General features: G+C 34.5%; 4 protein-coding genes. All 4 read left to right on the forward strand.

Features of this window, described 5'->3' with window-relative positions; all coding sequences use genetic code 11:
* Nucleotides 1-36 precede the first annotated feature (36 nt).
* The 4 genes from Z054_RS0117870 to Z054_RS0117885 are packed head-to-tail and all read left to right on the forward strand — an operon-like array spanning nt 37 to nt 22,342.
* Nucleotides 37-10,173, forward strand: a complete 10,137-nt coding sequence (locus tag Z054_RS0117870; protein WP_084050448.1) for a leucine-rich repeat domain-containing protein — start codon at nt 37-39, stop codon at nt 10,171-10,173.
* On the forward strand, nt 10,173-10,892 hold the full coding sequence (locus Z054_RS0117875) for a hypothetical protein (protein WP_024771411.1): 720 nt from the start codon (nt 10,173-10,175) through the stop codon (nt 10,890-10,892). The genes Z054_RS0117870 and Z054_RS0117875 overlap by 1 nt, the downstream gene beginning before the upstream one ends.
* Before the next feature lie 15 nt (nt 10,893-10,907).
* Nucleotides 10,908-21,944: a polymorphic toxin-type HINT domain-containing protein gene (locus Z054_RS0117880; RefSeq protein WP_024771412.1), complete on the forward strand. Its 11,037-nt coding sequence runs from the start codon at nt 10,908-10,910 to the stop codon at nt 21,942-21,944.
* Nucleotides 21,944-22,342, forward strand: a complete 399-nt coding sequence (locus Z054_RS0117885) for a CDI toxin immunity protein (protein WP_024771413.1) — start codon at nt 21,944-21,946, stop codon at nt 22,340-22,342. The genes Z054_RS0117880 and Z054_RS0117885 overlap by 1 nt, the downstream gene beginning before the upstream one ends.
* The last annotated feature ends 318 nt before the right edge of the window (nt 22,343-22,660 follow it).

Consider the following 22,660-nt stretch of genomic DNA (forward strand, 5'->3'; position numbering starts at 1 on the left):
CATACATTAAAAAATAATCTAAATCTATTTAGATATATGAAAAATCTAATTTATATACAATCAAAGCTCACGAAGTATTCTTTGCTAGTACTTGTAGTTGTTTTTAATAGCTTGTCTGTAATAGCACAGGTCTCTTCTCAGGAACGCCAGGCTTTGATAGATTTATATAATAGTACTGATGGGGCTAATTGGACCAATACACAAGCAAATAACCAGCCATGGTTGATTAATGATCCAAATTCTTTGGTGAGTGATTGGCATGGGGTTACACTTGTTGCAGATAAGGTAACAGCTTTAAAATTAGATAATAATAATTTGGTAGGTACGATTCCGAATTCTATATCCAACATATCAGGATTAGAATCATTATCCTTAACCAGAAATACACTTTCTGGGAGCATTCCTACGACTATTGGTGATCTGGTTAATCTAACAAGTATATCCTTGTCTCGTAATAAACTAACAGGAACACTACCTGCATCGATTTCTAACTTATCAAACTTAAGTACGATATCTTTATTTTTAAACAAAATGAGTGGTGATATCCCAACAGGATTAGGTACTCTTTTGAATTTAAAAGTTATTCATTTAGCCTTCAATAATTTTACAGGAACAATTCCTGGTAATTTTGGTAATCTTTCTAACTTAACATTTTTATACTTAGCGGGGAATAAATTAGAAGGCGAATTGCCAAGCCAGCTTGGTGTTTTAACCAAGTTAAGGACACTGTCGATTGCAAACAATAGTTTTTCCGGAAAAATACCATCAGGATTCTCCGCAATTGCATCATCTGATATCTTAAACACTTTAGAACTTGAAGGAAATAATTTTGTGTTCAATGATTTTGAAACTGAACATGCAAATTATCAAGCCAATCTAACAAGATATCGATATACACCTCAAGGCAAAATAGATCAGGCTGAAACGATATCAGTATCTACAGGGCAATCAATTACATTAACTGGTACAGCATTAACAAGTACCAACAATAGCTATCAATGGTACAAAGATAATGTAGCTATCACAGGAGCAACGAGTAAAGATTTAGTCATCACTAATGCCACAGGCACAGATGTAGGAATATACCATTTTGTAGCAACCAATAGTATTGTTACAGGATTAATACTAACCCGAAATGAAATTACAGTATCAATTTCTGATGCTGAAGCTGGGCGAGTCTCTGCAGCAGAACGCCAGGCTTTGATAGATTTTTATACCAGTACAGATGGGGGAAATTGGACCAATACACAAGCCAATAATCAGCCATGGTTGATTAATGATCCAAATTCTTTGGTGAGTGATTGGTATGGAGTTACACTTGTTGCAGATAAGGTAACAGCTTTAAAATTAGATAATAATAATTTGGTAGGTACGATTCCGAATTCTATATCCAACATATCAGGATTAGAATCATTATCCTTAACCAGAAATACACTTTCTGGGAGCATTCCTACTACTATTGGTGATCTGGTTAATTTAACAAGTATATCCTTGTCTCGTAATAAATTGACAGGAACACTACCTGCATCGATCTCTAACTTATCAAACTTAAGTACGATATCTTTATTTTTAAACAAAATGAGTGGTGATATCCCAACAGGATTAGGTACTCTTTTGAATTTAAAAGTTATTCATTTAGCCTTCAATAATTTTACAGGAACAATTCCTGGTAATTTTGGTAATCTTTCTAACTTAACATTTTTATACTTAGCGGGGAATAAATTAGAAGGCAAAATTCCTATAGAATTAGGGAATCTTACAAATTTACAAACCTTATCAATTTCTGATAATAATCTAAATGGGGTTATTCCGAGTCAAATATCTAATTTAACAAACCTTGTTAATTTTAGATTTAAAGGTAATGGTTTTGTGTTTAAAAATTTTGAAACAGAACATTCTACCTATAAATCAAAAATTGTAAATTATGTATTCTCTCCTCAGGATAAAGTAGATCAGGCAGAAACTTTATCCGTAGCTACTAATGGTAGTATCACCTTAGCCAGTACAGCATTAACCAGTACAAATAACAGCTATCAATGGTATAAAAATGATGTAGCTATTACAGGAGCAACAAGTAAAGATTTGATTATCTCTAATGCTACAGATACAGATGCTGGAGTATATCATTTTACAGCGAGTAATACTGTAATAACAGACTTAACATTAACTCGTAATCCAATAACTTTATCGATAAGCCCAGCTGAAGCATGTGGAGTTTCTGCGGCAGAAAGACAGGCCTTGGTAGATTTATACAATAGTACAAATGGAGCAAATTGGACGAATACAACAGCAAATAATAAACCTTGGTTGATTAATGATCCAGCTTCTAAAGTTTGTGATTGGTATGGAGTTACAGTGACTGAAGGTAAAGTAATAAGTTTGAATCTAAGAACTAATAACCTTGTTGGATCTATTCCAAATTCATTAGGTCAGCTAATAAGTTTACAAACTTTGATTTTTACATCGAACCAACTTTCTGGTAATATTCCTATAGAGTTAGGACAACTAGTGAGTTTAAGAGATTTGAGATTAGAAAAAAACAAGTTTTCTGGTAGTATTCCATCTGAATTAGGACAATTAGCTAGTTTAGAGTATTTGTATTTAAATAATAATGAACTCACACAAAACATTCCTATTACGTTTACTGGGTTATCGAATTTGAAACTACTTTTATTATCCTCCAATAGACTTTCTGGAAGTATTCCCCCTTTATTGGGGCAGTTAAATAATCTTAGGGATCTTCATTTATCTGCTAATCAATTTTCTGGTAGTATTCCTACAGAATTAAGCCAGTTAGTTAATTTAGAAAATCTTTTTCTTGAAGTGAATCAACTTTCAGGATCGTTGCCTTCTGAATTGATAGAATTAAAGAAGTTAAAAAAAATATATTTAAGTCAAAATCAGTTTTCGGGCGAAGTGTTTCCAACATTGATTCAAATAAAAAGTTTAGAGGATATTCGTCTAGATAAAAACAGGTTTACTGGTAGTATTCCTTCTTCGATTTCTTCATTAAATTTGAGGGTACTACAAATATCCGATAATCAATTTTCAGGAAACATTCCTATAGAATTTAGTCAATTGAATGGTTTAGTTGCTTTATTTATGAATTCAAATTCATTTGAAGGTAATATTTTATCGATTCTAAAACCAATACCCAATTTGAGTAGCCTTCAACTCAAAGATAATAAATTTGTATTTTCCAACTTTGAATCTGATTTCACAACTTTTAAAACAAAGTTAAAAGTAAATTTTCAATATATTCCTCAAGCCAAAGTAGATCAAACACAAACCTTATCGGTTATTAAAAACGGAAATATAACCTTAACCAGTACAGTATTAACCAGTACAAATAACAGTTATCAATGGTATAAAGATGGAGTTGCTATTACCGGAGCAACAAACAAAGATTTGATCATTTCTAATGCTACAGATGCAGATGCAGGAGTATATCATTTTACTGCCACCAATAGTGTAGTCACTGGATTAACATTAACTCGTAATCCAATAACTCTATCGATAAGCCCGGCAGATGGTTGTGGAGTTTCTGCAGTAGAAAAACAAGCACTAGTTGATTTATACAATAGTACAAATGGAGTTAATTGGACTAATAATACAAATTGGTTATCTGCTACAGTTCCGGTTTGTGATTGGTATGGCGTTACTGTAATAGATGGTAAAGTTACTACGATAGAGTTAGTAAGTAATAATTTGGTTGGTGATATTCCTTTGGGAATAAAAGGGTTAACAAACCTGATCAAGCTAAATCTGGAAACAAATCAACTTACAGGAACAATTCCTGTAGAGATAGGGCAGTTAACGAATCTGGAATTTTTATCTCTAAATCAAAATGACTTGTATGAGGAGATTCCTACAGAATTACAATTCTTAAGCAAATTGAGATCTCTGTATTTAGGACACAATAAATTAACAGGAACTATCCCTGTCTCTTTATCAAAACTTAGTAACCTTAGATATTTACACCTTCAGGGAAATAAACTATCAGGAGAAATTCCCGTAGCATTAGGAATTTTATCTAACCTTACCGATTTAAACCTTTATAGCAATGCTCTTACAGGAGAGATTCCAGTAGAATTAGGACAATTGTTAAATTTAAAATCACTGCATTTAGATAATAACCAACTTTCTGGAAGTATTCCGGTGACTTTTGGAGAATTACTTAATTTGGTAGATTTAAACTTATATAACAATAATCTTACGGGTAGTATTCCTGAAGAGTTGGGGAATCTATCAAAATTACAATCTTTATACATCTATAATAATCAACTTTCAGGAGTTATTCCTGTTACACTTGGTCAATTATCAAATTTGAAAACATTAGATGTACACAGTAATGAACTTACAGGTGAGCTTCCTGATGCTATAAGTAAATTGTCAAACCTGGAATCTTTATGGATACATGATAATCAACTTTCAGGAAAAATACCTTCTACTTTAGTTACATTACCTAAACTTCAACTATTATATCTTAACGATAATCAATTTGTGTTTTCTGATCTTGAATCTGAGTTCAATGCATATAATTTAAGATTAGGATCAGGATTCAAATATTTCCCTCAAGGAAAAGTCGATTTGGAAGAAGAACAACCAGTTGTACTAGGTGATGAAATTATATTAGGAACAAAGGCACTTACCAGTAGTAGTAATAGTTATCAATGGTTTAAGAATGGTGTTGCAATATCGGGAGCTACCAATAGTACATTTAAAATAACAACAGCAAAAGAAAGTGATGCAGGAGTATATCATTTTGAAGCGACCAACACTATTGTACATGACTTGACTTTAGAACGTAACCCTATTACATTAAAAGTTACTTCTGATGTGTGCTCAGTATCTGCTCGAGAAAAGCAAGCACTTGTAGACTTCTACACACAAACCGGAGGAATAGGTTGGACCACAAAAACTAATTGGTTAACAGATACTCCAGTATGTAATTGGTATGGAGTAACTGTAGTAAACGGAAAGGTGACAGAACTAAAATTAGGGAATAACAATTTGACAGGAAACTTATCAGTTTCTTTACTTCAATTGATTAATTTAAAACAACTGGACTTATCAAATAATCAGCTAGAGGGAGAAATTCTCCCTGGTATCATGCAGTTGATCAATTTAGAGCAAATCATAGTGTCAGATAATAATTTTATAGGGAGTCTACCGAAAGAATTAGGGCAGCTGACACAATTAAAAAGACTTCAACTAAGTAATAATCGGTTTACTGGAGATATCCCTGCTGAGTATACTCAATTAACCAATTTAGAAGAGTTAGAAATAAGTAATAATCAACTTACTGGTAATATTCCTGTAGGATTTGATCAACTGGTTAGGTTTACAAAATTTATAGTATTCGATAATCAATTTGTGTTCTCAGAAATAGAGCCTGCATTTATAGCTTTACAAACGAAACTAGGAGCTGGTTTTATCTATAGTCCGCAGGCCAAAGTAGATCAGGAAGAAATAATATCTGCAGCAGTAGGAGAACCCATTACCTTAACTAGTATTGCTTTGACCAGTACAAATAATACATATCAATGGTATAAAGACAATGTGACAATTACCGGAGCAACAGATAAGAATTTTGTAATAGCTTCTGCTAGTGATGCAGATGCTGGGGTTTATCATTTTACATCAACGAATAGTGTAGTTGCAGGATTGACATTAACACGTCATCAAATAGAATTAGAAGTAGGTACTGTTTCTTGTGAAATATCAGCAGCAGAACGTCAGGCTTTAATCGATATTTATAACACTACTAATGGAGCTAATTGGGCTAATACATTGTCAAATAATAAGCCTTGGTTAATCAATGATCCTAATTCTAAAGTATGTGATTGGTATGGAGTAAAGGTGACTAATGGAAAGGTAACCTCATTAAGGTTAGTAAACAATACCCTGGCAGGTAATATTCCTTCTTCTTTGTTTCAATTGGTTAGTCTGCAAGATGTTCAACTTTCAGATAATCAGCTTACAGGGATGATTCCTATGGAATTACTAACCTTAACCAGGTTACAGACATTGAATTTAAGTAACAATCAGTTAGAAGGAGAAATTCCCGAAAATATTGATCAATTATCCAATTTAGAGCACTTATTGTTATCAAACAATAGTCTTATAGGAGGTATACCAAAATCATTAGGGCAGATAACAAAACTAGAAGATCTTCAGTTAAACTCAAATCAACTTATAGGTGGTATTCCAGAAGAGTTAGGAGGGTTAAGCAATTTAAAATCAATAACAATATCTAATAATCAATTATCAGGCAACATTCCCGATACATTTACTCAATTAATCAAGCTAGAGGTATTTAAAATAGATAATAATCTATTTTCTGGTACTATTCCTGCCGGACTTGATCAGTTTGTTGGATTTAGAAACTTCTCTATTTTTGATAATAAATTTATATTCTCAGAAATAGAACCTACGTTTACTGCTCTAAAAGCTAAACTAGGAGTAGGTTTTATTCATAACCCACAAGCTAAAGTTGATGAAATTGAGTCTAAAACTATAGTTGCTGGCTTACAAGTAACTTTAACATCTAATATACTTACCAGTACCAATAATAGCTATCAATGGTATAAAGATGGTGTAGCTATTACGGGAGCTACCAATAAGGAATTAGTATTTAATACTATCAGTGAAAGCGATGCGGGAGTTTATCATTTTGCAGCAACGAATAGTATCGTAACAGGACTAACGATAGAACGTAATTCGATTACAATATCAATAGCTCCAGCTGATTCTTGTGGAGTATCAGCAGCAGAAAAGCAAGGACTTATAGATTTTTATAATACTACAAATGGAGTAGGATGGACCAACAATACAAATTGGCTATCAGCTACAGTTCCGGTTTGTGATTGGTATGGAGTTACAGTTGTAGATGGAAAAGTAACAGCTTTGTCATTACCAAAAAATAATGTAACAGGAGAAATTCCTGCTTCGATTTCTCAGTTGACTAGCCTTACTACATTACGACTAAATGATAATAAACTATTGGGGGATATCCCATCTGCTTTAGGGAAAGTATTAAGTTTAGAACACTTATACCTTTCCTGGAATCATTTAACAGGAGAAATCCCATCTGCTTTAGGGAAATTAAAAGGGTTAAAAACCTTTGAAGCAATGGGAAATCAGCTTACAGGGGATATACCTGTAGAATTAGGTAACCTCACTAGTCTGGAGAGGCTTAACTTGTATCGTAATTTATTAACAGGAACAATTCCCGTTGAGTTAAGTAACTTGCTGAACTTGAAGTATCTTAGTTTAAGTGATAATCAATTATCAGGAAGTATTCCTGCATCATTTGGTAATCTTACTAAATTAGAGGAACTTAGTTTATTTAGAAACCAACTTACAGAAAGTATCCCTGTTCAATTAGGACAATTAAGCAGTTTAAAACATCTCTATTTAAATCATAATCAACTTACCGGAAGTATACCGGCAGAGTTTGGAGCACTAAGCAACCTTCAGTTTTTATGGTTGAGTACTAATGAACTGACCAATAGTATTCCTATAGAACTAGGAAACCTAAGAAAACTACAAGATTTTAAAGCAAATGATAATCAACTCTCAGGAAGTATACCTACCGCTTTAGGAAATGTATCAAGTCTTAAATATCTAGAATTGGCAAGAAACCAATTATCGGGGCCAATCCCAGTTCAATTTGGACAATTGACAAATTTACAGCAATTGTACCTTAGTGATAATCAACTTTCGGGAAGAGTACCTACAGCATTAAGCCAGTTAACTAGTTTAAAACATCTGATGATTGATTCGAACAGATTTGTTTTTTGGAATGTAGAACCAGAATTTAATACTTACGTAGCAAATCTTATTAGCTTTTTATATGTTCCTCAGGCAAAAGTAGATCAGGTAGAAAATCACACTATTTATATTGATAAATCAATAACTTTTACCAGTAATGCACTCACCAGTACTAATAATAGTTATCAATGGTATAAAAATAACATTGCGATACCGGGAGCAACCAGTAAAGATTTAATTATAACCAATGCAACTACTACTGATGCAGGAGTATATCATTTTACGGCTACAAATAGTGTTGTTACGGGATTAACTTTGGTACGTAATTCTATCACTCTTTCAGTACTTGTGCCTAACTGGGATTCGACCCAATCTTTTTGTAGCTCAGAGAAAATACCAACAATAAGTGATTTAGTATCTCCGATTCCTAATACTGCAATAGTTACTTGGTATGAAACTCAAACGGGAGGAACAGCTTTAATTGGATCTACCGAATTAGAAGCTATAGTATACTGGGCAGAAGGAAATGCAAATGACCCCAGAGTAGGAGTAAAAGTAAACTTAAATGAAGGCGCTCCAGGAATTGAAGAAGAAGATTATCAGGCATTTTCAATACTATCAAACTCAAAAATAAAAGATCTTAGAATTACAGGAACAAATATCAGCTGGTATAGTACATCTACAGGAGGAATGCCCTTGGATATTAATACTGTATTAGAGGATGGAAAATCATATTTTGCGCAGCAAGGTACTGTTGGATGTAGATTTGAAGTTGTTGTTGCTGTAAAAGTATTTGAACCAGAAGGAGATGGATGGCAATATTTCTGTAAATCAACGGGGCCGACTATAGCTGATCTTGGAGTTAGATATACCATTTTAAGTGGCCATACATTGATTTGGTATAAAACAGCTACCGGAACAGAAACATATGTTTCTACAGAAGGTTTGGTTGATAAAGGGGTATATTATGCGGTTCAGCGAGATGCATTAAACAATGAAAGTACTAGAAAAAGAATTACCGTTTCTATTTTTGATGTTCCGGCACCTGTCGTTGTTAATAGAAATCAAATCTTTTATACAAGTGATCCTGTACATGTTTCAGATTTGGTGGCTACAGGAAATAATATCCTATGGTATGATGCAGCTTTTGGAGGAACGGCATATAATCCTACTGAAAGACTTGTAGATGGAAGAACTTATTACGCAGCTCAAACGGATATAAACTGTACACCAGGAGATGTAGGTTGTTGTACAAGCACATTTAGAGAAGAAGTAATAGTAAGTATTAAAGAAGAGTTACCACCTTCATTGATCGGATGCGAACGATTTCGACCACAACCAGGAGAACGTTATGTGATAAGTGCCTGGGTACGAGAAGATGGATTATTAGCAATTAACCCGGTAACCAGAAACTTTAGTGAGGTAAGTAATATATTTACAGGTCTATTAAATCATATTGTAAAGGATATAATTTTAGCTCCGGTAATAGCAGATAGACATATCCCAGAAGTATATGTCCCAAAACCTGATACTCGCGAATTTGATGTACTAGTTCCTTTCATTAAAAATGTTGTAGATAAAAATTTAACCATATATGATTTTAAATATGTAAAAGAAAGGCAGAATGGAGTCGGCCCAGAGAGAACGGTAGGATTTGAATTTTCATTGGTTCCGGGTAAAAAATATACACCTCAATTTAAATATAGAACACCAAATGTGAAAGGACATAGTTATCCTTATCCACTTCTAAATAACCCTACCCTGGCTTTAAACTTTACTGGAACTTCTGTCTGTGGTACTAAATTTTGTATGACTTCTTCTTTTAAGATTGATGGAGGATCATTATCGTTTAACAGAAATAATATAGTAAATACTAGTGATAGAACATCAGGAACGTTTTCTAGTATTACCACATATACATACACTGTAGATCCAAATTATCAGGCAATGGAATATGTAAATTCATTATTGCGATTACGATACCGAAATAAAGATGGAGTTGATATTATTCCTCAAAATAGAACAGATATCGAATTTAAACCAAAAGGAGAGATAGTAGATGGTTGGCAAAGAGTTTCGGCTGATTTCAAAATCCCTTTAGACGCTACAAATATGCAGATTCATTTAGAAAGCAATATTCAAGGTGATGGGTTAGAACAGCTAAATGTATATTTTGATGATGTGAGAATACATCCTTTTAAAGGTAATATGAAAACTTTTGTATATGATCCTATTACCCAAAGATTGAAATCAGAATTAGATGAAAACAATTATGCGACCTTTTATGAATATGATCAGGAAGGCGGTTTGATACGTATCAAAAAAGAGACAGAAAGAGGAGTCTTTACCATTCAGGAAACACGTTCAGGAAACTCTAAACTTAATGGCCAGAAATAATGAAAAAAACATATAGATATATTACCATTTTATTATGTTGTATAGGAAGTATACAGCAAAGTAATGCACAAAATACAAATGTAAAAAACCTCTTTAAAAAGGTAGCACAATCATACAATGATAAAAAGCAATATCAGATTGATGTGACCTATAACATGCATAGAGGATTAACAGGGAATACGATTACAGAATCTTATCAGGGAAAAATGGTTAAGAACAATGATTTTTCTCAAATGATGGTATTAAACTCAGAAATTCTTCAATTTCCTGAGGGCCAATTAAATATTGATCATACTGCGAAAATAGCAACTTATATAGATTCTAAAGGATCTTCTCCAAAAAACCAGCTATTAGATATTAGCAGTTTTTTAGATTTTTATGATGAAGTAAAAGTTACAGAAAAGAATGGAGTTTTGGTCTGTGAGATGGTATCCAACAAACCTGATATTCAGAATCAATATGGTAAAGTAATACTATATATTAATAAAGAGAAGTATTTGATAGAAAAACAAGAATTGTTCTTCTCTACATTAATACCATTCGTAGATGGTAATACCAAAAAGATGGATTATGGGCGTTTGGTAGTTCATTTAAAACATAGAGAATTAGAGAGTTCTGCCGCACCTGTTCTCAAGGATTATATCAATGTTTTATCAAAACAAAATATCACATTAGCAGAACAATATAAAGGGTATCACTTAACCAATCAGGCACACTAAAAAGAAAATGTATTTATGAAGAATACGAACACATATCTTAAGCTTTTTATTTTATTCTTTGTTATTACTTTAGGGTATAGCCAAGATAGATCAGAATATAATCCATCAGAAATTAGTAGTGCAATTACTTCGAATACAGCACTAGTGTTTAGTCCAGACCTTGGATCATTAACTAATGCTACTACAGTTTCTGCAGCGACCAGTATAATTTTAAATGTAAATTCGGATCAGGCTCCGTATGGTTGGTTTCGATATGCAATACAACTGAATGTAACTCCTAGATTGGCTAACGGAAATTTTGATGATGCAAATACATATCAAGTAGAATTATCTGTTGAGCATAATGTGATTCCTGGAGCAGGAAATAGTGGAGTTGATGTAAGAAAACACGTCATAAAAGATAGGTATGGGGCTCGGATAGCTGTGCAACAAGGTACCTATGAAAATTTGGGAGCAGGTCTGGCTCCAGATATCAATGGGTATATTCCCGAAAATATACTATTAGCAGCGCAGTTAGATATAGAAAACTATAAACAACTTTCTGATACAACACCTCTTCTTAGAGTAGTACGTGATAACGTAAGAAATGAATTGTCGGTAAAATGGTCTGTGATTGAAGGAGTAGATAATTATCAATTAGAATGGACATGGGTAGATAGTTATGGGGATACTTTTGAAACAGCACTTACTTCTGACCTTATTAGGTTAACCACCAGAGATTTTGAACAAAATAGTACACGTATTCAAACCATAAATAACGAGTATAATATCCCGTTGATTTATAGCAAAGGGTATATTATTTATAGAGTAAGAGCTGTAGGTCGTTATCAAGAGAATGTATCCAAATATAAATATGGGAGATGGAGTAGTGGAGCCAATGAGAAAACAACTGTTGCGAGTTGGCCAGGTGTCTATCAAGTAACAGAAGATCATGAAAATGATAAAAACTGGCAGTTTCAGGCAAGTTATGCAGAAGAAGGCAAGAAAAAAGAAGTTGTAAGCTACTTTGATGGTACTTTACGTAATCGTCAGACCGTTACAAAGATCAATTCAGACGATAATACTATTATAGGCGAAGTGATTTATGACGCACAAGGTCGTCCTGCAGTAGAAGTATTACCAGTTCCTACAACACAAAAACAAATAGGGTACGTCAGAGATTTTAATCAGAGTACCTTACAACCGGGGACACCATATGATTATAAAGATTTTGACCTGAACAGTCAAAATATTTTGGATCAGTCGACTGCAGAAAAAGCAATGGCTACTGCAAATGGAGCAAGTAAATATTATTCTACAACCAATGATACTAATGGTGATTTTAGAGATCGAGTACCTGATGCAGAGGGACATCCATTCTCTCAGATTGAATATATGCCCGATAACACGGGACGTATCCGAAGAAAGAGTGGTGTAGGAGTTACTCATCAATTGGGTAGTGGTCAGGAAATGGAATATTATTATGGTACTCCGGAACAGAAAGAATTAAATCGCTTGTTTGGATATAGTGTTGGTCATAAAGCCCATTATAAAAAGAATATGGTGATCGACCCAAATGGGCAAGCCAGTATAAGTTATATTGATCCACAAGGTAGGACTATTGCTACCGCATTATCAGGATATACTCCGACGAACCTGATCGGAACCTCAGATGAAGTAGATGCCAGTGGGGTATTACATAAAGAGCTAAACGTTGATCTATTAGGCAAGTTATCCAGAGATGCCAAAGACACTAATACAGATAATAATATCAAAACGGCTACTCAGGCTTATGGTGCATTAGGAGACGCTCTTGAATATGCAGGTACCAAGGTTTCTGCTTTTGAAGAAAACAGAACGTTTAACTATACAGTTACTAATGATCCGTTTTTTGAATATACCTGTACTACAACAAACAATGTACAATATCCTTTGGTATATGACCTGGCTATTGATGTATTAGATATAGATGCCAATTCTCTTATTTCAGGACCAAAAAAGCAAAAAATTGATTTAAGTAAGGGAACACCAGGAACGTTTGTGTTGCCAGAATTTGTATCACCAGTAAAGAGAGGAAGTTACAGTATTACCAAAAGTTTGGTAGTGAGTAGAGAAGCTTTAGAAGAATATGCGGATGCATATGTCAAAAAACTTCAGGATAAAAATGATGCATGTTATATCAGCCCCGAAGAGGTAACGAATTTACCAGTATTAAGTTTTGAAGGTTGTTTTGTGACTTGTAAAGAATGTGAGGATGCTCTAATTGCAGATTATGGAGGAAGAGCTTCTTACATAACTACCCAGGTTGCCGATTACGATTATTCAAAATTGGATTATCTGTCTGCTACAGAATTAGCAAATGAGAAGATACGGTTAGGAGAAGTATTTGGTATCCAATGGGATGCTTTGGTAAGAGCTTGTAATGCACCATGTGCAGATGGTATCATTGATCCTACCGATACAACCGAGGATATCGTAGCCAATTCAATTAGTTGTGGTATAGCAGTATCAGCATTGCTTAATGATATGAAGCCATTGGGACAGTATGGAGCATATACAGCAAATATATATAATAACCAAAATTCAAATAATGCAGGGTCATCCACTTCTGCAAATAATGCTAAACTCAACATTTTTAATGATGCAAATGAGTTGTATAGCGCCAAAACTTCTTCAGGAGCCTTTAATAGCTGGCGTAATCCTCGCCATGCAACATTTGATTCCGCACCAAGCGGAACAGGAGTATACACAAAAGGACATTATTATAATGAAGAAGGTACCATAAGTTATGCGAAAATAAAACAAACGATTACTATTACCACTAATGATGCAGGAGAGGTGCAAGAAGAGATAAGCTATGCTCCAACATTACAAGAAGGAGCAGTAATCATTGAAAAAGCTGGCGATCCAGAATTTGTGTATGTAGAGCCGCAATACCTCGCCAATGTATCAGATTTTCTAAGTGATGATATCTGGCAGGAACAATGGGCAGAATCATTGATTGTATATCATCCCGAATACTGCTATCTCGAATATGCAAATGCAGTTTGTGAGGTTACAGCAACGGTTAGTGGAGCTAAAATGAATTCTGACGGATTTGATATGTATCTGCTATCTGTTAAAACATTTGCAGATGCAAAAACTGCAGGTTTACTAGGAACTTTAGAAACTTTATCAAGTAGAGATCCTTATTTTTCAAGTGCTATTCCAAGAGTAGAAAACACAACCTCACAAGGAGCACGAAAGGATATTATTAAAGAATCTCTTACTCAAAACTATAACGGTAGTAGTAAGAACGTAATGGAGTTTACTTTGGCAACTCTGGTATGTAACAGTATCTCGAGTTGTGATTTGGGATTAGGAGCCAACCCTACAGCAGGAGCTATAGTAGCTAAGGTAGACACATTTACCGATGTTACTAAAAAAGATCAATTCTGGAATACGTATAAAGCTAATTATACCACTGCTAAGCAAACGATCCGAAGCTTATTTGGAAATATTTATGCTATAAACAAAGGATGTTATAACGGCTGTATAGATACGCAAGCACCACCTACTACCTTACTTACGGTACTATCCAATTATAGTACTGCTGTAAACAATAAAGTAGAGGGGCTAATTACGGGTACTGCTAATGGATTGTGTAAAGATGTGCATGTAGCACAATATGAGAAAAAAGAGAAACGTTTCAAGCCATCCGATAATCTATATAACTCAGGTGATAATCCCAGAGACATTTATGATGATCTGGCTGGGTTTACTAATTATGAGTATTATGTAGCAACAGGTGTCTGTCCTAAGGCCAGGGATTTAGAGATGTACCTTACCTATTATTTTAAAGAATATAGCTCAGGAATCAGTACTAGCAATGCCTATTCGGGTGCATATCTGAGCCCGGCATTATTTACTGATTTAGGAGGAGTACACCCCACAGATGTAGCTATTACCGTAAAAAATACGAAGACTAATGGGGATAGAACACTGCAGATTCGATTTAACCAAAATAACCTGGATGTTGGTGATATTCCGATTGAAGTAAGCTTACCGGCAGCATCGGTTTTTGGGAAGACGTGGAATGACTATCGCACATCCGACTGGATGATTACCAATATCAAACAAATCTACCCTAGTTATGATGACACTGCCAAAGTATTTAAATATAGCCTGGTAGCCGAAGTACGTATAGGTACCGGTGCTACTGCTACTACACAGGAGATTATTTTGACAGGTACTACCCAAGCTCGAATTTCTAATTGTAGTATCACCGATGCCGATGGGATAGGAGAATATATAGGGGATGGCAGTGGTACAGATATCTCTGGATGTAATAATACCACACGTTTTGAAACTGCATTACGTAACCTGTTATATGAACTCGAAAAGAACAATACCATCAATAATACGAGTGTACCTCTGAATGGTTTAGAATCCTATGCAGGAATGTATCTCGATACATTTTTTGGTGGAGGTACTGCTGTTTGGAAAGCAGGTCCCGTAGGAACCTATAGTATAGAAGTCGCAGGAGTAACCAAATTTACGATGGTACTGGAGAATGCATTAGATGCAACAACAATAAAAATCATAACAGGAGCCAATGTAAACTATACCTATACAGATACGGGAGAGATTAAGGAACAGCAATTAAATATCACCTATCGCAAAGCCGATCATTTTCCTAAAGTGATAACCGCCAAACTATATGAATCTTGTGATGTCGCAACTGGTAAATGTAGATTGATCAACCTGTTATGTTGTGGAGATATTAATGATTTGGTAGGGGATGATAAAGAAGTAGTTGCTTGTCCTGATCAGATCGATACAGAGAAGTTGTTTGAGAATTATATGTTACAAGTCCTAAATGATGGAATAACGAATGTAGTAGAGAGTCCCTCTTTTACCACCTATAGCTCTGCTATCATTAATGAATTTAAAACGGCAGCAAAACTAAAGGATCGTTTTAGGTTAGGTATAACAAGAGTCACAGGTTTTTACCCTGATGAACCGTTTAATATATCTGTTTCACAAGTCAAAAATAGGTTATCTAGTTCTGGACATTTTGTAATAAGATTTGCTGGTGATGAATTTGCTGAAACTAAAGGAGCAGATATAGCTATTAATTTCTTACCATTTAATAGTACATCACCAACAATAAAAGAGGTTTTATCTTTTGATATCCGTGAATTCAAAAATATACAATTCCCCGCTATTGATCATCTCCCCGCTACTCAACGCTTCGGAGCAGTAGTAAGAGTAACGTATAAAAATGAATTAGGAATCACAGAAACAAAAGATGCAGGCCTTACTATAGGATATACTGGTGTTGAAGGGGTGCATTATAGCCGTGATTATTGCAAATTCTTAGAAGAACCTCCTGTGGATCCGGTATGTATAGATACCGATTCAACTCTACAGCAGTTTATTAAAGATTTCCTTCCATTGGTTAATGAGTTTTTTGCAGAAAACACAGTTTTAGAGAATACCCAAGAACTACTTGTTTCTGCGAAGACTTTACAAAATTACAATCAATTTCTTCAGGAATTCTTTACATTAAATAGTGGAAAATCCTGTTACCATAATGGAAGTTGTATTGATAATGCTGCTGTAGATTTTGCGAATTTGGATCAAATTAAAATTGGTGTTATAAGATCATATAATTCAGGCAGGATATATCATAGATTTGTTGTTCAGTTTTCTGATATTCATTACTTTATGTTTGGTCTTCTTGATGCTAATGTCATGAATGGCTTGGAAAGAATGATTTCAATGGATCCTATAAAATATAATAATAATAATACCCATCCATTGTATTATTTTTCTACAAAATATATAGTTAACGGTAACGAAGTTACAAGTGATATGTATAATATTCAATCTAGATGGAATATTCATAATTATCAAGGTTCCCCTTACACATATGGTTTACTTTTTAAGTGTTCATTATATGATAATTATGGTAATCTTCCTATACAAGAAAACCCAGAAATGATTGATAATAATGATGTTGATGCTTGTTCGGAAAATATTATTGAAGAGAATACATTTGAAAATCAATTAAAAATTATTTTTAATAGAGCAGTCAATCAAGTAAAAAATGATGGGATTACTGATGATGTTTTTGAAATAGATTTTAACAATCAAGAAATAACAAACAATTTTGAGATTCAAACTGGTTTTAATAGAAAAATGAAACTATTAAACAGTACTTCAAATACTGATAATTCTTATGGAATTTTTAATGGGAAATTAAAAATCAGTTATAGGAGAGTTCTTACAACTCAAACCGCGTTTTGGAACCAAAATTTCGGAAACTTTTATTTTGAGTTTATTACGGAAGATACTAATGGTATTGAGACAGGAAGAAATCAAATTCGGATAAGGTTTGAAGATGATTTTCCTTCAATTTTCGAAATTGAATCAATTTCTGAAATAATGATTCTGAGAAATCAATTTATGACCGTTAGATACATTGATAATTCAGGTAATTCGAAAATCGCTAAAAATATTCCAATTCAATTCTTTAGAACTGGTTTTTCAGGAGATGGATTGAGTGAAGAGTTTTGTACATTATTTGGATCAGGTGTAGTATCTACTTTGACAAATCAATCAAGAAATACTTTGTTTGCAGAAAAATCAGCTGTTATCGCAGACGAAACTATACCTTGTGGCCCTACCGTTTGTATTCCACCAGTGGTAGAGCCTGTAAGTTGTACAGAAAAATATACAGCATATACAACGGTAATGAACCGTATCGCAGATAAAGAAGAAGGAGATGTAGTATCAGAAGAAGATTTTTGCAAAAACTCGTTACAATACCTGGTTGATGATTATAATTATTACCTCACCAAATTTGGAATTACCTCGACCTTAAATCTTCATTATATATCTATGGCTCGTTTTGGAGCTACAGAATTTAATTTTGGATACCCTGGGATGAGTAAACCTTACAAAGATAAGCCAGCTATTATCGATTTATACTTCACACATACTAGTGGTAGCGGTACAATAAAAACCTGGGCGGCCTTTACTACAGATTACCTTAATCAACCGGGGAACGAAGATATCTGTGTACCAAGAGCGTTCCCGACAGATTTTAGTGATGTTATTATAGATGTACCAGACGATACAGATTGTGAGCAATTTGTAAAAAGTGTACGTGCAGCATATACCAGGGATGCTTACGAGAGTTTTATCACAATCAAACGAGAAGAATTTGTTAAAGGATATATCAAAAAAGCAATCGATGATGCCGTAGAGACCTTTTATATGAAGTATTTTGATAAAGAATATCAGTATACCTTATATTATTATGATCAGTCGGGTAACCTGTTACAAACAGTTCCTCCAGAAGGTGTTGACCGTTTTACCAAGGCAGAATTATTGGCAACAAATACATCTGGTGTAACACTTAATGAACAAATCAACCAACATCGGGCAAATAACATAGCCACAGAAAGTGTAGGTCTGTTGCCAAATCATGAGTTGCTCACGCAATATCGTTACAATTCTCTCAACCAGCTGGTATGGCAAAAAACACCAGATGGTGGGATTACGCGTTTTGCTTATGATAAACTGGGTAGGATTATAGCTTCTCAGAATGCAAAACAACGTATTAATAACAGATTTAGCTATACAACCTACGATGAGTTGGGTAGAATCACCGAAGCAGGAGAACTAATACCTGATACTGCGATCAGTATTAATGATACTACGGGTAAATTAGTATATACTACCGGTGGTAACGAAGTTCCTGCACGGATAGAAGATAACTATCCGGTTAATATAGCTGCAAATCGAGTAGAAGTAACCCATACACGATATAATGATTTACAAATTGCAGCAACAGAGATTTTTGAGACGGTGCTGGATGCAGATAGCTATGCAAGCACGACACGTAATCGAGTATCTGCAATTTATTACTACAATACCTACGGTTCTGGTACCATAGAGCGGCAATATAACCATGCGATTTTCTATACCTATGATATCCACGGTAATGTAAAAGAACTGGTGCAGCATAATAAACAGATGGCACTTACACTGGACGATCCTACCTCGGGTATGAAACGTACCCAGTATGCCTATGACCTGATCAGTGGTAATGTGAATACAGTTATTTATCAAAAAGGAAAGATAGATCAGTTTATCCATAAGTATCAGTATGATGCAGATAATCGTATTGTTAATGTACAGACTTCTGATCAAGGAATGATCTGGGAACAGGATGCCAGCTATCAATACTTTGCACACGGTCCATTGGCCAGAACAGTACTTGGAGATAAGAAAGTACAAGGGATGGATTATGCATACACCTTACAAGGATGGCTAAAAGGAGTAAACTCAGAAAACCTAAGCCCGGATACCGATATGGGAGGTGATGGAGCCAATGGTGCTACCGTAGCCAAAGATGCTATGGGGTATTCGTTAAGTTACTATACCGGTGATTATAAATCTGTAGGTACTACTAATGCGACCTCATTTGCGTATAGCAATACATCAGGACTACAAAGCAGTAAAAACTTGTATAATGGTAATATCAAGCAGATGGTGACCAGCCTGATTGATAATGATGAGTCTATGCTCGCATCACAGATTAATCATTATGAGTATGACCAGCTTAACCGTATTAAGGCGATGCAAGGTAATAAAGTGGTTGGTACAACTGCTAGCCCTACCTATAGTACCAGTTATAGTTATGACAATAATGGTAACTTAAAAACCTTACAGCGATCTGCAGTAAATAGCCAGGGTACGGTAGTGAATATGGATGACCTTACCTATACTTATAAAACGGTTACTGATCCCGATACAGGATTACAAAAACGTTCTAACCAGTTAGGGCATGTAGATGATGCCATTGCAGGTACCCAGTTTAATGACCTCGAAGATCAGAACCCTAATAACTATGAGTATGATGCCATAGGACAGCTAGTAGTTGATAAAAAAGAGGGAATTACCAATATCGAGTGGCGTGTAGATGGCAAGGTAAAACAGATTACCAAAAGTAATGGTACAATCATAAACTTTGCTTATGATGGTTTAGGAAATCGTATTTCTAAAACAATACTTCCAGAAAATAAAAGAACCTTATACGTTCGAGACGCGCAAGGAAATACAATGGGAGTTTATGAAGGTAATTTTGTTAAAAGAACAATCGGAGGTTCAGGTTCAGAACTAGTAGACAAGGTCATAAAAGGGATAACGATAAGTGGTATTAGAGAGGATAAGGCACAATCGACATTAGTAGTAGGAGATGTTGCTGCTCCTGTAAATATTATCACTGGGGCACAGGTAACTCATATAGCGGGAAAATCCATAACATTAGCACCCAATACAGAGATTACCCCAGGAGCAGATTATAGTGCACGTATAGAAAATATTATACCAGATGGAACAATAGTAGATACCTATCCAGAAGGAATATCATTAACAGAACATCATATCTATGGTAGTAGTCGATTGGGATTAGAACAAAAAAACATTAAAGTCCCAGAAACCGAAATGGCAACTCCAGAGACATATACCAATACTGTAGGAGACAAGCGATATGAGTTAAGTAACCATTTGGGTAATGTATTGAGTGTGGTAAGCGATCGTAAAAATGCAGTTACAACAGGAAATTTAACTACCTTTACACCAGACGTTCTTACATTTAGTGATTACTATCCTGGCGGTATGCTCTTACCGAACAGACATGGTAACTCCTCAGATTACCGTTATGGCTTCCAAGGTCAAGAACAAGATAATGAAATTAAGGGTGAAGGAAACTCCGTGAACTTCAAATACAGAATGCATGATCCTAGATTAAATAGGTTCTTTGCTAGAGATCCTATGTCAAGAAGTTTCCCCTGGAACTCTCCTTATGCTTTTAGTGAAAATAGACTAATCGATGGTTTAGAACTAGAGGGATTGGAAGTGTTTTTACCAAATGCGGAAAAAGTAGATTATGATGAAGATGGCGATGGAGAATTTGGATGGGATGATGCTTTATCGTCTCCAAGTAAGTTTGGTATAAATGCTTTAGTAAGTCTTTATAATGGTGCTAGTGGTATTTTTAATTATTTAGGAAGATTAGATGAAGCTAATAATACTGGAAAAGGGGATCTAAATAAAGTTACTGAGGATGTAAAAAATGTATCTAACGGTATTCAAAATTATGTTGCTGAAAATTCGGCAGGTCAGATTGCTAAAGATGTAGGAGTAGCTTTTACAAAGATAGGAACTTACGAAGATATTTTTGGAGGGCTTTTAGGAGACAAAGGCTTAGGTAAATTAGGTGTGTTTTCAAAGTTATCTCAATTTAAACCTTGTGGCTGTTTTACAGAAGGAACACAGGTATATACAGAAGACGGTTATAAGAATATTGAAGATATTAAAGTAGGTGATTTAGTTTGGGCATATGATTATAAAACAGAAGATCTAGAGTTAAAAAAGGTTATTGATACTTATTCAAGAGATTTTGAACAGATTTATAAGATACATTTTGGGGATGAAATTATAGAAGCAACCCATGAACACCCATTTTTTATTGGAGGGAAATGGTTAAAAGTAGATGAATTAGAAGAAGGTAATTTATTGACTTTATATGATGGATCAACATCTGTTATCAATAAAATTGAATTGGTAGAAGGAGAGTTTAAGGTTCATAATTTCACTGTTGAAGATTATCATACTTATTATGTTTCAAAGCAAAATGTCTTAGTTCATAATGGAAACCCTTGTAGTACTTTAGTTAAAAAAGCAAGAGCATTAGGTGGTAGAGAACTTAGGATTACAGATTTTAAATATTTTGAACAGGCTAGAAATATAGCTTTAGAATTAGTAGGAGATTTAGGGGCAGAGGCAAAGAATGTTGTAGGTAGACTGAAAACATCTTATGGTAATGGTAAAGTTATAGGTAGGCAGAGTGCAGATGGAAAAGTTAGATGGAGGATTGATTATGATCCAGAAAAGGGAGCTCATATTAATGTTGAAGATTTTAGAGGCGGTAAAGGAAAGAATGCATTAAAGTACTCCATTGAATTTGAGGGAGGAGAAGAAGCAGTTAAGAAATTGATAGATAATTTAAATAAATAATGAGTTTATTACAAGAATGCATAGATGCTTTAGATTCGGATATAGAGGTTTTTATTGATAAGGAATCAGAAGAATTGTTTGAAGAATTTGAAAAATTAGTTAAGTTTAATCAATATGGTAGAATTGACTGGGAGCAGTATAGTGATAAAGTAAGTATAGTTTCTGATGAACAACTAAATAATTTGTTTGAATCTGAATACTGTTATATCTTTTGGAATGAAATGTCTCTTCCCGTTATTAAGACAAAACTTGAATTATTTTTGAAGAATTTGGACGATGTTTTAGCGGTAAGTTTTGATACTTGGATATTGAGTGGATCAAAAAATATTGTTGTTGAATATTTTCACGATGATAAGATAACATTAACCCCACTACCTGATGGCGCTAGTATGTCGTAACGGTTAGTGCTCGACTCTGTCGGGTACCGTACCAGATTGATAAGGGTATAAAATAAATATAAAAGCCCCCTGATGGCACAAGTATGCCTTGATTGCTAGTGCCAGTTTGCAACTGGTACCGTCACTGCTTGGTTTAGCGGTAAGAGTAAGAAATAATATAAATAAAAGCTACTGTAAATGGTAGCTTTTATGTTTTAAAAAAAGTAACCTAATGAGTCTTCAATATCATCGAGAGTCTCAAATTGTTCTCCAGAGAAAATACACAGTACATAAATTGCCTATCAGTAGTTTCCCGACCCAACAGCAAGAGTTCTTTTT

It is taken from the genome of Aquimarina macrocephali JAMB N27 (genome assembly GCF_000520995.1).
Lineage (GTDB): Bacteria > Bacteroidota > Bacteroidia > Flavobacteriales > Flavobacteriaceae > Aquimarina > Aquimarina macrocephali.

What these genes read in the sequence shown, in the direction of transcription:
- Z054_RS0117875 (WP_024771411.1), top strand. Translation starts at nt 10,173, where the DNA reads ATGAAAAAAACATATAGATATATTACCATTTTATTATGTTGTATAGGA.
- Z054_RS0117880 (WP_024771412.1), top strand. Translation starts at nt 10,908, where the DNA reads ATGAAGAATACGAACACATATCTTAAGCTTTTTATTTTATTCTTTGTT.
- Z054_RS0117885 (WP_024771413.1), top strand. Translation starts at nt 21,944, where the DNA reads ATGAGTTTATTACAAGAATGCATAGATGCTTTAGATTCGGATATAGAG.
- Z054_RS0117870 (WP_084050448.1), top strand. Translation starts at nt 37, where the DNA reads ATGAAAAATCTAATTTATATACAATCAAAGCTCACGAAGTATTCTTTG.